This window comes from Knoellia tibetensis (assembly GCF_048606415.1).
Taxonomy (GTDB): domain Bacteria; phylum Actinomycetota; class Actinomycetes; order Actinomycetales; family Dermatophilaceae; genus Knoellia; species Knoellia tibetensis.
On record NZ_JBMBWF010000002.1, the window covers coordinates 391,915 to 404,622 of the forward strand.

General features: G+C 73.8%; 12 protein-coding genes. All 12 read right to left on the bottom strand.

Translation table 11 applies throughout. The features are described from left to right. Window positions 1-39 precede the first annotated feature (39 nt). The 12 genes from ACOJV7_RS13695 to ACOJV7_RS13750 all read right to left on the bottom strand — a co-directional run bounded on the left by ACOJV7_RS13695 (window position 40) and on the right by ACOJV7_RS13750 (window position 12,493). Window positions 40-1,125, bottom strand: a complete 1,086-nt coding sequence (locus tag ACOJV7_RS13695; protein WP_420190766.1) for a glycosyltransferase family 4 protein — start codon at window positions 1,123-1,125, stop codon at window positions 40-42. After that, window positions 1,122-2,780 (bottom strand): murein biosynthesis integral membrane protein MurJ, encoded by a 1,659-nt coding sequence (murJ, locus tag ACOJV7_RS13700; protein ID WP_420190767.1) that lies wholly within the window; start codon window positions 2,778-2,780, stop codon window positions 1,122-1,124. Before murJ ends, ACOJV7_RS13695 begins: the two co-directional genes overlap by 4 nt. Next, window positions 2,777-3,589, bottom strand: a complete 813-nt coding sequence (locus tag ACOJV7_RS13705) for a hypothetical protein (protein WP_420190768.1) — start codon at window positions 3,587-3,589, stop codon at window positions 2,777-2,779. The genes murJ and ACOJV7_RS13705 overlap by 4 nt, the downstream gene beginning before the upstream one ends. Next, window positions 3,586-4,539 (bottom strand): copper transporter, encoded by a 954-nt coding sequence (locus tag ACOJV7_RS13710; protein WP_420190769.1) that lies wholly within the window; start codon window positions 4,537-4,539, stop codon window positions 3,586-3,588. The genes ACOJV7_RS13705 and ACOJV7_RS13710 overlap by 4 nt, the downstream gene beginning before the upstream one ends. Continuing rightward, window positions 4,536-5,717 (bottom strand): putative cytokinetic ring protein SteA, encoded by a 1,182-nt coding sequence (steA, locus tag ACOJV7_RS13715; protein ID WP_420190770.1) that lies wholly within the window; start codon window positions 5,715-5,717, stop codon window positions 4,536-4,538. The genes ACOJV7_RS13710 and steA overlap by 4 nt, the downstream gene beginning before the upstream one ends. Before the next feature lie 61 nt (window positions 5,718-5,778). After that, complete coding sequence (recN, locus tag ACOJV7_RS13720) at window positions 5,779-7,485, bottom strand: DNA repair protein RecN (protein ID WP_420190771.1); 1,707 nt, start codon at window positions 7,483-7,485, stop codon at window positions 5,779-5,781. Between the two features lie 8 nt (window positions 7,486-7,493). After that, a complete protein-coding gene (locus ACOJV7_RS13725) occupies window positions 7,494-8,426 on the bottom strand; it encodes an NAD kinase (RefSeq protein ID WP_420190772.1) in 933 nt (310 codons plus the stop codon). Beyond that, window positions 8,423-9,226 carry a TlyA family RNA methyltransferase gene (locus ACOJV7_RS13730; RefSeq protein ID WP_420190789.1) on the bottom strand — a complete coding sequence of 268 codons (804 nt, stop codon included), beginning with the start codon at window positions 9,224-9,226 and terminating at the stop codon, window positions 8,423-8,425. The genes ACOJV7_RS13725 and ACOJV7_RS13730 overlap by 4 nt, the downstream gene beginning before the upstream one ends. A gap of 1 nt (window position 9,227) precedes the next feature. Then, window positions 9,228-9,512, bottom strand: a complete 285-nt coding sequence (locus tag ACOJV7_RS13735; protein ID WP_420190773.1) for a hypothetical protein — start codon at window positions 9,510-9,512, stop codon at window positions 9,228-9,230. Beyond that, window positions 9,509-10,426, bottom strand: coding sequence for a hypothetical protein (locus tag ACOJV7_RS13740; RefSeq protein WP_420190774.1), 918 nt, complete (start codon window positions 10,424-10,426; stop codon window positions 9,509-9,511). The genes ACOJV7_RS13735 and ACOJV7_RS13740 overlap by 4 nt, the downstream gene beginning before the upstream one ends. Window positions 10,427-10,469: 43 nt before the next feature. Further along, complete coding sequence (locus ACOJV7_RS13745; protein ID WP_420190775.1) at window positions 10,470-11,402, bottom strand: HAD-IIA family hydrolase; 933 nt, start codon at window positions 11,400-11,402, stop codon at window positions 10,470-10,472. Further along, the gene (locus ACOJV7_RS13750; RefSeq protein ID WP_420190776.1) at window positions 11,399-12,493 is read right to left on the bottom strand and encodes a tetratricopeptide repeat protein; all 1,095 of its coding nucleotides are present in this window, start codon (window positions 12,491-12,493) and stop codon (window positions 11,399-11,401) included. The genes ACOJV7_RS13745 and ACOJV7_RS13750 overlap by 4 nt, the downstream gene beginning before the upstream one ends. Between the last annotated feature and the right edge of the window lie 215 nt (window positions 12,494-12,708).

Here is a 12,708-nt window from a genome sequence, read left to right on the forward strand (position 1 = left end):
CTCACCACGACTCTCCGGCGCGGCCTCCGCTGCCGTGGTTCAGGGCAGGACGGACCGGTATGCCGTGAGCGCGACCTCGAGCGCGTCGGCACTCGTCGGGAGCTCACCGCCGCGGGCGATGGACCGCGACCGCAGGTCGTCGCGGACGGCGCCGTGGAGCAGGACGTCGGTGAGGGCGCGGGCCATCGAGGCCACGTCCCCGACAGGCACGAGGATGGCCGCGTCGCCGACGACGGCGCCCGTGCCGCCGGCGTCGGTCGCGACGATCGCGGCCCCGGCGTGCAGCGCCTCCTGCAGGCCGACCGGTTGCCCCTCCCACCGGGCCGTCGAGACGACCGCGTCGGCGGCGGCGATGAGGTCGGCGACGTCATCGCGCTGCCCGAGCAGCCGGACCGGCACGCCGGCCGAGTCGATGCGAGCCTGGAGCCGCTCGCGGTCCGGGCCGTCGCCGGCCACGACCGCGACGACGTCGATGTCGTGCCGCTGGAGCATCTCGCCGACCGCGTCGACGAGGAGGCCGAGGTCCTTCTGTGGCGCGAGCCTTGCGACCGTGACGAGGAGCAGGGTGCGCGGCTCGATGCCGAGGTCGTGGCGCACGGCCCAGCGGTCACGGGTCACGGACGGCGGAGGCGGGGCGGCGATGACTGCCAGCTCGGCTCGGGACGCACCGAGGCGACGCTGCGTGGCAACGATGTCGGCCGACACCCCGAGGACGAGGTCCGCTCCCCTGGCGACGACCCGCTCGAGGACGGCGTGGACGCGACCGGCGAGACCGCCGCCGGGCGACGCGTTGTGCAGGGTGACGACGAGCGGCACGTCCTGGCCGGCGAGGGCGAGGGTTGCGAGCGCACCGACCCGGGCGCCGTGGGCATGGACGACGTCGGCGCCGCGGCAGACCGAGCGGAGCACCGACACCGCCTGCGCGTCGCGCACGGGATGGGGCCGGTCGGAGACGGCGAGCCCCACGGTCGCAGCGCCGGTCCCGGCGTAGTCGAACCGGTCCAGCTCGCCCTCGGGCGCGAGGACGACGACGTCGTGCCCGGCCCCGACGAGCCCGGAGACGATGTCGTGGACGTGGCGACCGGTGCCGCCGGCGCTCGTCCCCATGACCAGAGCGACCCTCACTGCCCCTGCTCCTGCCCTTGGTGCTGACGACGACGTCGGCCCCGCTCGACGAGCTGGCGGAAGCCGGCCCGGTCCGCGAGGGACATGACGACGAGATGGACCCCCATCGTGGCAGCACCGATGAGGAGACCGGCGACGAGGGAGCCGAGGAGGCCCGAGCCGTCGAGTGCCCGGCCGACGGTGTCGCCGACGGCGATGGCGACGGCCGCCGCGACGACCGCCGCGCCCACCGTGCGGCCGGTTCCGGCGAGGGCTTCGGCACCCCAGGCGCGACGGACGAGGAGCGCGAGCACCAGCGCCGATCCGGTCATGCCGAGGGTCGAGGAGATGCCGAGCAGACCGAGGGTCGATCCGGCGTCGGACCCGGTCGGGATCCACGCGAGCGGCAGCAGGCCCGCCACGAGCCAACCCACGGCGACGGCACCGGCGGCGTGCATCGGCTCGCCCCGCACGTAGAGCGCGCGGGTGAGCAGGGCCGCGATGCTGAAGCCCACGAGCCCCGGGGCATAGGCCGCGAGACCCCCGGGCAGGGCCGCGAGGGCGTCCCGGCCCGCACCCGTCGCACCGCGGTCCCAGGCGAGGAAGAACTCCCCGACGGGGCGCGCGACGGCGATGAGGGTGGCGGCGGCTCCCGAGGTGAGGAGCACGATCCCGCGCAGGCTGCGCGAGAGCGTGGCGGCGGCGGCCGGCTCGGCGCCCTCGGTGCTGGCCCCCTCGGCGTGGGCCAGCGCCGGGAAGGCGGCCGTGGCCACGGGTACCGCGAGGACGGCATACGGGAGGAGGTAGATCGCCTGGATGATCGCGTAGACGTTGACGACACCAGTGTCGAGCGTGCGCGGGGCGTGGGTGAGCCAGAGCGTCAGAGCGACCGCCGCCTGCTGGGCCGCGAGCGCGAGGACTCCCGCGCCGGCGAGCTGTGCCGCGCGGCGGCCGAGGCCGCCCGGGAACGAGAGCGTGGCCCGCAGCCGGGTGCCCGTCCGCAGCGCGGGCACGAGCAGCGGCAGGCTGAGGACGACGACACCGAGCGTCGTGCCGCCGGCGAGGACCCAGACCGCCCTGTCCCCCACCTCGTCGGCGCCGACCGGGGTCGGGACGAGGCTCCCGTAGGCGACGTAGGCGACGATGACGACGAGGCTCGAGAAGAGCGGCGCGAGGGCGGCGGCGAGGAAGCGCCGGTGGGCCTGAAGCACACCCGCGAGGACGACGCCGATGCCGTAGAGCGCGACCTGTGGCGCGAAGATCCGCAGCATCGTCGTGCCCAGCGCCACGCTGCCCGGGCGCGTGGTGTCGTCGAGCAGGAGGTCGCTGAGCCACGGCGCGGCGAGGAAGACGATCGCCGAGAGGGGCACGAGGACGACGACGGCCCAGGTGAGCAGGGCCGATGCGCTGCGGTCGGCGTCCTCACGCGCACCCGCGCCGAGCCGGCCCGCGACGAGCGGCACCGCGATGGCGGCGAGGGCGCCTCCGGCGGCGACCTCGTAGACGACGTTGGGCAGGGTGTTGACGGTCTGGTAGGCGTCACCGACCGGGCTCGTGCCCACGCTGCCGGAGAAGACCATCGTGCGGGCGAAGCCGGCGACGCGGGCGAGCAGGGTCGCGACGGCGACGACGAGCGCCGCCTTGGCCACCGACTGTCCGACGGACCTGGCGCTCACGCGCGACCCCAGCGGTCGAGGCGGCGCAGGACGGGGGTGTCGTCGATGACCTTGCTGAACGACACCTTCTCGGAGAGCACGGTGAGGCCGCCGGTGACGGCGAGGGCGAGCAGACGCCCGCGAAGCCCGGTGCGCTCGACGAGGGCGAGGCCGACCAGGGCGCCGGCGGCGTTGGCCCCCGTGTCGCCGAGCATCGACCTGCCGCGCAGGTCGTCGGGCAGGGTGCCGGCGGCGGCGCCGACGGCGGCCGCGGCGGTGGCCGCACCCGCCACGCCGGGTGGCAGGAGCGCGGGCACGCCCGCGAGCACGGTGACCTTGAGCGCGCGACCTGGGCGGAGGTCGAGGAGGTTGGCGAGGTTGGCTGCGCCGGCGACGGCCGCGCCGCCTACGAGGGTGGCGAGCATCCCACGGCCGCGGCCCCGGTCGGCCAGCACGGTGGCCACGAGCCCGGTCGCGCCGATGCCGACGATCTTGACCGCCCCGGTCGTCACCTCGCCACGGGCGAGGGCGCCGAGGTGGCCCTTGAGACCCTTGCTGTCCGAGCTCCCGGCGAGGTCGTCGAGGGCGCCGAACCCCGCCGAGCCGAGGGCCGCGACGACACCGGGCGCTGCCGGGGCACCCCCGGCGAGGGCACCCGCCGCCGCCGCGACGGCATACACGGGTCCTTCGAGGAGGGTGACGGTCGCTCCGGCGTGGTTCGTGCGCTCCCACGGTGCGCGGACGTCAGCGGGCAGCGAGCGCCGGGCCACCGACAGCCCACCCGCGGCGGCCGCGGCGACGAGGCCCGCGACGAGGGTCCGGCGGCTCACGGTGCCGGGACCGGCGGGTAGGCGGCGGAGACTCCGTCCCCGAGGCCGTACTGGCCGACGCCGCCGGCGTTCTGCTGGACGAGGGCGTAGGCGACGCTCACCTGGCCGAGCGCCAGGCTCACGTCGTCGACGGTCGAGAGGTTGCGGGAGGTCCCGGCGTCGCCACGGGCGGCGCGCACGACCGACGAGGCACCGGCGAACCCGGTGACGCCGACGTCGGAGGCGAGCACGGCGCCCTTGCCGGCCTCGTCGAGCGCGAGCGCGAGCCCGGCGAGGCGGTTCGCCCCCCGATCCCGCTCGGCCACGACGTCACCCTTGACGAGCCCGCCGATGACGACGGCGTTGCTGGCGCGGCGCAGGTCTGCGCTGTCGAGGTCGACGAGGTTGGCGGAGACGAGGGCGTCGAGCGCGGCCTTGCCCGCATCCGTGACCGCTCCGGTCTCCGCGGCGACGAGGGAGGCGGCGAGCACGTCGTCGAGCGGCGCCGTGTCCGACGCACCGGCGACCGGCAGGCCGAGGGAGCGACGCAGCTCGGTGGCGAGCTGGGACTGCGAGCGTCCGGCCTCATCGTCGGCGGGCACCCAGGACTCGTCGACCGTCGTGCGTGAGACGACCGTGGCGCCGGAGGCACCGAGGGTGTCGACGACGCCGTCGACGTGGTCCGCGTCGGCCCCGGGCAGGACGACCAGCGCGACCGTGGAGCCGGTGAGGGTGCCACCGACGAGACGGGCGCGCGCATCGGTCGTCATGCCGTCGCGGGCGACACCCGCCTTGCGGGCGGCGTCGAGCTCGGCCCGCAGCGCGGTGCGGTCCTCGCGCAGCTGGGTCACCTCCTGCGTCAGGGTGTCCCCGATCGTGCCCTTGAGTGGGCCCGCACCGAGAACGATCCCCACGGCGAGGGCCATGAAGATCGAGACGATCGAGACGAGGTGATAGCGGAAGTCGATCACGTGACAATTCCTCCGAGAGCGGACCAGAGGTCGTCGAGGCGGGCGCCGAGGACCTGGAGCACGACCTTGCCGCCGGGCGTCGCCCAGAGCGCGGCGGTGAGGGCGCACAACCCGACGAGGACCATGGCGACGAGCCACCAGCCCGAGATGCGGGAACGATAGAGACGCGAGACACCCTTGGCGTCGACGAGCTTGCCGCCGACGCGCAGGCGGGTGAGGAAGGTGCTCGCCATGCCCGCCCGGCCCTTGTCGAGGAACTCGACGAGCGTGGCGTGCGTGCCGACGGCGACGATGAGCGTCGCGCCCTTGTCGTCGGCGAGCAGCATGGCGACGTCCTCGCTCGTGCCGGTCGCCGGGAAGACGACGGGCTCGACGCCGAGCTGGCGCACGCGGTCCAGACCGGGGGCCCGGCCGTCGCGGTAGGCGTGGACGACGACCTCGGCGCCGCAGCGCAGGGTGGCATCCGAGACCGAGTCCATGTCGCCGACGATGAGGTCCGGCTTGTGGCGGGCCTCGACGATGGCGTCGGCTCCCCCGTCGACGCCGATGAGGATCGGCTTGTACTCACGGATGTAGGACCGCAGCATCTGCAGGTCCTCCTTGTAGTGGTAGCCGCGCACGACGATGAGGACGTGCCGTCCCTCGAGGTCGGTCTCGATGTCGGGCACGCCGACGCCGTCGAGGAGGAGCGCGCGCTCCTGCTTGAGGTACTCCATCGTGTTGGCGGCGAAGGCCTCGAGCTGGGTGTTGAGCCCCGACCGCGCCTCGCTCATCGACTCGGTGACGATGGCGGCATCGAGGGCCCGGCCCGTCGCGACGACCGTGTCCCCGGTGAGCAGCGCGTCGCCCTCGACCCGGACCATCGTCCCCTCGTCGACGGTCATGACGTCCTCGCCGACGGCGTCCAGGAGCGGGATCCCAGCGGCGAGGAGGATCTCGGGGCCGAGGTTCGGGTAGCGCCCCGAGATCGACTCGGCCGCGTTGACGACCGCGCTGGGCCGGCACGCCACGAGGGCCTCGGCGCTCACCTTGTCGATGTCGACGTGGTTGATGACGGCGACGTCGCCCGGCCGGAGCCTTTTGGTCAGGTCCTTGGTGCGCGGGTCGACGCGCGCAGGCCCGCCCACACCGGCTGGTCCGGGGTCGCGAGGTCGTCGAAGGCGAGTCGTGAAGGGCATCCCGCCCATCGTGCCACGCTCACGACTCCCCGCCGTGCACCCCTGCGGTCGCCGGACCCCGTCAGGCCGGGGTCCTCGCGACGTCGCCGAGAAGGTCGCGTGCGTGCTCGAGGGCCGCCTCGCTCTCGCTACCCGCCATCATCCGGGCGAGCTCGCTCACCCGCTCGTCGCCGTCGACGCGACGCACACCGCTGCGGGTCACCTTGCCGTCGTCCGCCTTGGAGACGACGAGGTGGTTGTCGGCGTGCGCCGCCACCTGCGCGAGGTGGGTGACGACGATGACCTGCGCACTCGTCGCGAGCGCCGCGAGCCGGGCACCGACGTCGAGGGCGGCCCGTCCACCGACACCCGCGTCGACCTCGTCGAAGACGAACGTCGGGACGGCGCGGGACCGGTCGGCCTGAGCCGTCGCGACCTCGATGGCCAGCATGACGCGCGACAGCTCACCGCCGGACGCGACCTTGCTCACGCTGCGTGGGGTGCTGCCGACGTTGGCGGCGAGCCCGATCTCGACGTCGTCGGCGCCGTGCGGGCCGAGGCGTCCGGACTGCTCGACCCCGACGACGACGGTGGCCGAGCCCATGGCGAGGTGGCGCAGCTCCTCGCCGATCCGCTTCGACAGGGCCTTGGCCGCCTTCTGGCGCGCGGCGGTGAGGGCTGCGGCGGCCGCCGTGCGCTCGGCCTCGAGCCGGGTCACCGTCGCTTCCAGCGTGGTGATGCGGTCGTCGTCGCCCTCGAGCTCGAGGACCCGGCGCGCCGACGCCTCACCCCAGGCGAGCACCTCGTCGACGGTGTCGCCGTAGCTGCGGGTGAGGTCGCTGAGGGCCGCCCTGCGCTCCTGCACCCACGCCAGCCGGCCCGGGTCGAGGTCGACGTCGGCGACATAGGCCGAGAGGTCGGACGCGAGGTCGGTGACGAGGTGCGACACCTCGACGAGCCGGCGCTCGAGCTCCGCGAGGGCGGGGTCGTTGTCGCTCACCTGCGACAGTGCGGTCCTCGCCTCGGCCAGCTGGCCCATGACTCCTGCGCTCCCTCCACCGAGGGCGTCGTCGTCGCCGGCGAGGAGGACCTGCGCCTGCGACGAGCCCGAGCGTAGCTCCTCGGCGTGGGCCAGCCGCTCGTCCTCGGTGCGCAGGCTCACGTCCTCGCCGGGCTGTGGCTCGAGGGCCTCGATCCGCTCGAGACCGCGGTGGAGCAGGTCGAGCTCCTGCGCGCGTTCGCGCGCGGCGGCACGCAGGGACTCGAGCTCGGTCACGGCAGCCGCGTGGGCGGCATACACCTCGTCGTATGCCGTCCGCACCCGTCCCAGCCCCGCCCCGCCGAACGCGTCGAGCAGCTCGCGGTGCTCCTCGGGGCGGCGCAGACGCCACTGGTCGGCCTGCCCGTGGACGGCGACGAGATGCTCGCCGAGCTCGCCGAGGACCCCGACGGGAGCGCTGCGCCCGCCGACGTGGGCGCGCGAGCGGCCCTCCCCGCTGACCGAACGGACGAGGACGAGGCTGTCGTCGACGTCGCCGCCGGCCTCGACGGCACGGATCGTGGCCGGGTGGTCGGCGGGCACCTCGAAGACGCCCTCGATCACTGCGCGGTCCGAGCCCTCGCGCACGAGACCGGAGTCGGAGCGGGCGCCGAGCAGCAGCCCGAGGCTCGTGACGACCATCGTCTTGCCGGCACCGGTCTCGCCCGTGAGCACGGTGAGCCCCGGCCCGAACTCGATGAGCGACTCGTCGATGATGCCGAGGTCCTTGATCCTGATCTCCTGCAGCACGGCTCGCGTCAGCCTGCCTCGGGGTCGGAGCTGTTGGCGCGACGGGCGGCGCCGCGCCACCCGTGGACGGAGAGGTCGAACTTCTCGACGAGCCGGTCCGTGAACGGCGACGCGGCGAACCGGGCGAGCAGCACGGGGTCGCCGCTTCGGTGGACCTGGATGCGCGAGCCCGGGGGCAGGTCGACGGCTCGGCGGCCGTCGCACCAGACGACCCCGGACCCCTGGGTGCCGGGCACCACCTCGACGGCGAGCTGGCTCTCGGGACCGACGACGAGCGGCCGCGCGAAGAGGGCGTGCGCGCTGATGGGGGCGAGGAGCAGCGCCTCGACGTCCGGCCAGACGACGGGCCCACCGGCGGAGAAGGCGTATGCCGTCGACCCGGTCGGCGTGGCCATGACGACGCCGTCGCACCCCCATGTCGAGAGGGGCCGGCCGTCGATCTCGACGGTGAGCTCGATCATCCGCTCGCGGGAGGCCTTCTCGACGGTGACCTCGTTGAGGGCCCAGCTCTCGAAGACGGTCTCGCCGTCGTGGAAGGCGATGACCTCGAGGGTCATCCGCTCCTCGACGGCATAGCTGCGCTCGACGATGCGCTCGACGGTGACGTCGAGGTCGTCACGCTCGACCTCGGCGAGGAAGCCCACGTGCCCGAAGTTGACGCCGAGCAGTGGCACGCCGGATCCGCGGGAGAGCTCGGCCGCGCGCAGGATCGACCCGTCACCACCGAGGATGCAGACGAGCTCGCAGCCCGCCGTCGGGTTCGCGGGGTCGGCGGCGACGAGGTCGGGCTGCCCCTCGAGCGGGGTGCCGCGCAGCTCGTCGCCGAGGACGGCCACGGAGACGCCGGCGGCGGCAAGCCTCTTGACGACGCCGAGGGCGTGGTCGTGCACCTCGGGGCGCGAGGGGTGGACGACGAGCAGGATGCGGCGTGGCTGGCTCATGGTCGTCCTCCCGTGGTCAGGCCCCGAACGGCGGCGGTCAGTGCATCGGGGTCCATCGTGCCCGAGACCCCTGACCGTGCCCACAGGAGGTACTCGGTGTTGCCCTCTCCCCCGCTGATCGGGCTCCTCTCGAGCCCGTTGACGCCCAGTCCCGCCGCCGCGGCCGCCGCGAGGACGTCGGTGAGGGCCTGACGGCGGCGCCGGGGGTCGGTGACGACGCCGTTCTTGCCGAGCCCGCCGCGGCCCACCTCGAACTGCGGCTTGACGAGCATCACGACGTCACCGCCCTCGCGTGACAGTGCGGCGATCGGCGCGAGCACGAGTGTGAGCGAGATGAAGGACAGGTCGCCGACGACGAGGTCGAACGTGCCGAGGTCGTCGGGGCCGACGTCGCGGATCGAGGTGCCGCTCCGCTCGGTGACGCGAGGGTCGTCGCGCAGCTCGGCGACCAGCTGCCCGTGACCGACATCGAGCGCCAGGACCGAGTCGGCCCCGTAGGCGAGTAGCACCTGGGTGAAGCCACCCGTCGAGGCACCGACGTCGAGGCACCGCCGACCATCGGCGGCCAGTCCGCGCGGGCCCCACGTCGCGAAGGCGTGCTCGAGCTTGTGCGCGGCCCGACCGACCCATCGGGGCCGGTCGGGCGAGACGCTCAGTGGTGTCGTCTCCTCGGTCGGCGTCGCCGGTTTGCGCGCGACCCGCCCGTCGACGAGGACGAGCCCGCCCTCGATGAGCTCGCGGGCCTCCCCGCGCGAACGGGCCAGCCCGCGACGGACGAGCTCGGCGTCGAGCCGAGGGATCTCAGCCCCCGAGGTCGCTCAGGCGACCCTGGAGGGTGCGCTGCACCTGCTCGCCGCGCTCGACCTGGGCGTCGAGGTCGTCCTCCGGTGCCTCCGCGAGGTCCCGCAGGGCGGCGTCGATGACGAGGTCGCCCGTCTCGGGTGCCGGGGAACCCTGACCGGGTGCGCCGGCCTCCGTGCCGGCGGAGTCACCATCAGAGGCGCCGTCGGGCCCCGGGTCGACGGTGTCGTCGACCTTCTCGGCCGGGACGTCACCGTCGCCGGTGTGGGAGGTGTGCTCGCTCACGAGCCCCCCGCCGAGGAGGACGACTCGGAGGTCGAGCTCTTCTTCGCCGTGGTGCCCGTGGACGACGCCTTCTTGGCCGGTGCCCTCTTCGCAGTCGTCCTCTTGGCCGTGCTCTTCTTCGCGGTGCTCTTCGTCGTCGTCTTCTTGGCCGTCGAGGGGGCACTCGTCTTCGAGGTGCTCGCCGCCTTCGTGGCCGACGTCGTGGCCGCGGACTTCTTCGCCGTTGACTTCTTCGCCGTCGACTTCTTGGTCGCGGACTTCTTCGCCGTCGACTTCTTGGTCGCGGACTGCTTCGCCGTCGACGTTGTCGCCGTGGTCTTCTTCGCAGCCGGAGCCGAGGCTGCATCGGACGACGAGCCGTTGCCCGATGCGGGGGAGCTCGTGGTCGACGCCTTCTTCGCAGCAGCGGACTTCTTGAGGGTTGAACGTGCCGGGCGCCGGCTCGGCGACGGCGCGGGGGCGGGGACGACGGCGTCGGGCACGACGTCGCTCACCGAGCTCCCGACCGAGTCGGCGACCGTGGCCACGCCAGTCGCCGCATCGGACGCGGCACCGGACGCGGCGGACGAGGAGCGGCCGGCGAGCGAGCCCGCGAGGTCCTCGACCTGGCTGCGCAGCGACTGCACGGTGTCAGCCACGGAGGCGAGCTCGTGCTGGAGGGTGGCGACGTCGAGCCGGCCCACGGCCCGGTCCACCTCGGCGCGCACGAGGGCGACGAGGTTCTTGCGGTTGGTGTTCGCCGCATCGATGAGGTCGTCCGCGAGCCGGCTGGCCTGCTTGGTGACCTTCTTCGCCGACAGGTCGCTGTTCGTGAGGGCGACGAGCTCGGCGGCAGCGTCCTTGGCCGCGCTCCTCGTCATCTCGCCGAGACCGGAAGCGAGCTCGACGTATCCCTTGATCGACCGCTGGGCCATGGGTTCCTCCTCGTGTGGGGGTGGTTCGGGCACACGCTACTCGTCAGTGTCCTTCCGAAGCGGTCTCTTCCCCCGTGAGGTCGGACAGGGCTCTGGGCAGCTCCCGGTGCTGGTGGTCGCCACCGGCGCCCTCGTCAAGCGCATCCCACTCCTCGCGCAGGGCGTCGCGAGCGGGCTCGAGCACCTCGACGTCGTCGAGCAGGGCGCGCAGGTCCCGCGCGACCCACGTCGGCCGCTCCTCGGGAGGTGCGGCGAGGGCGTCATCGACTCCGTGGACGCCGGTGAGCACGAGCAGCGAGTCCATGCCAGCGTGGTGCGCGCCCTCGATGTCAGTCTCGAGCCGGTCGCCGATCGCGAGGACCCGTGACGGCTCGACCCCGAGCCGCTCGGCACACATGAGGTAGAGCGGCTCGTCGGGCTTGCCGGCCACGAGGTCGGGTCCGCGCCCCACCGCTGCACCGACCGCGAGGACGAGCGCGCCGTTGCCCGGCGCGTAGCCCGAGGCCGTCGGCAGCGTGTGGTCGGTGTTCGTCGCCAGCCACAGCGCGCCGCGCTGGACGGCATACGCCGCTTGCGCGAGGTCGTCCGCCGTGACTCCCTGTCCGTATCCCTGCACGACCGCGACCGGGTCGTCGTCCACGGACGAGACCGGCACGTAGCCCCGCTCGCGCAACGCCTCTGCGACACCGGGACCACCCACGGCGAGGACGGTCGCACCCTGCGCGACGTGCTGGGTCAGCAGCCAGGCCGCGGCCTGGCTGCTCGTCGCGACGGCCGAGTCCTCGACGTCCAGACCGAGCCGACGCAGGTGCTCCCCCACCGCAGCCGGCGGACGGGACGCGTTGTTGGTCGCGTACTGCACCGGTATGCCGGCCGCGGACAAGGCCTCAACGGCGTGCGGCACGGCTGGGTCACCGCGGTAGACGACCCCGTCCAGGTCGCAGACGATGGCGTCGTAGCGGTCGACGAGCCTCACTCGTCGCCGTCCTCGTCCTCCTCGTCGGCACCGTCGAGCAGGTCGGTCATGCTCACGCCGTCGAGCTCCTCGAGCCGCTCGACCGCGTCGGTCTCGTACTCGGTGTCGGCCTCAGCCGCCCGCTCGAACCACTCGCGAGCCTCGGCCGTGCGACCGAGCCCGAGCAGGGTGTCGGCGTACGCATAGGCGAGGCGGGGCTGGTTCGACTTCTTGAGCTGTGGGACCTGGAGGGCGACGAGCGCGGCGTCGACCTGGCCCAGGTCGCGGCGGATGCCCGAGACGACGATGGCGAGCTCGACCTTCTCCTGGGTCGGCAACCGCTTGGCCTCCGGCGACTGCGCGAGGTCGAGCGCACGCTCGTGCCGCCCCAGCCCACGCTCGCAGTCGACCATGAGGGGCAGAAGGTGGTCCGAGCCACTGATCCGGCGGACGGTGCGGAACTCCCCGAGGGCACGCGCGAAGTCACCCGTGCGGTAGGCGACCATGCCCAGCGCCTCACGGGCGGCCGGCACCCGGCCAGCGCGACGGACCGCGGTCTCGGCATGCGCCATCGCACCGTCGATGTCGTCGGCCTCGAGCAACGCCGCGACCATGACGAGGTGCTGGGCGACGCCCTCGGCGTTCTCCTTGCTCAGCGTGCGCAGCTGCTGGTGGACCGAGCGGTCGAGCTCCTTGCCGGTGACTCCGTCCGGGATACGGGGCTCCGGGCGCCGCGGGCTCTTCGGCGCCAGACGGGAGCCGCCGCGCTGCTCCTGGTCACGGTCGGCCCCGCCGCGGGTCGGCCGGCCACCCTCGCGGCTGGGGCGCCCACCGTCACGACGGTCGTCCCGTCGGTCGGGGCGCCCGCCACCACGCGGGCCACGGTCGTCGCGAGGGTCGCCGTCGCGACGGTCGTCACGGGCACCGTCGCGGCCACCCTCTCGACGTGGGCCGGCTCCGCCCCGGCGGTCATCACGCTGGGGACGCCCGGCACCACGAGGTCCGCGGCCACTGGCATCCCGACCACGCGAACCGCCGTCACTGCCAGAGCTCCCGCGACGTGACTCGTCACGTCCGCCCTCACGGCGGGGTCCACGGTTCTCGTCGGTCATCGAAGCCTCCAGGAGGGACAGGTGGCACGGGGCGCCACAGGAGCAAGGGAAGTCTAGGGCCAGGTGGAGAAGCCGTTCGATGACGTCGATCGACCGGCCCCAATGGTGCGGAAATGAGAAATGGCCCGCCGGGTGGGCGGGCCATTTCTTTCAATGTTTGTCCGGCTGCGTCCTACTCTCCCACACCGTCACCAGTGCAGTACCATCGGCGCTGA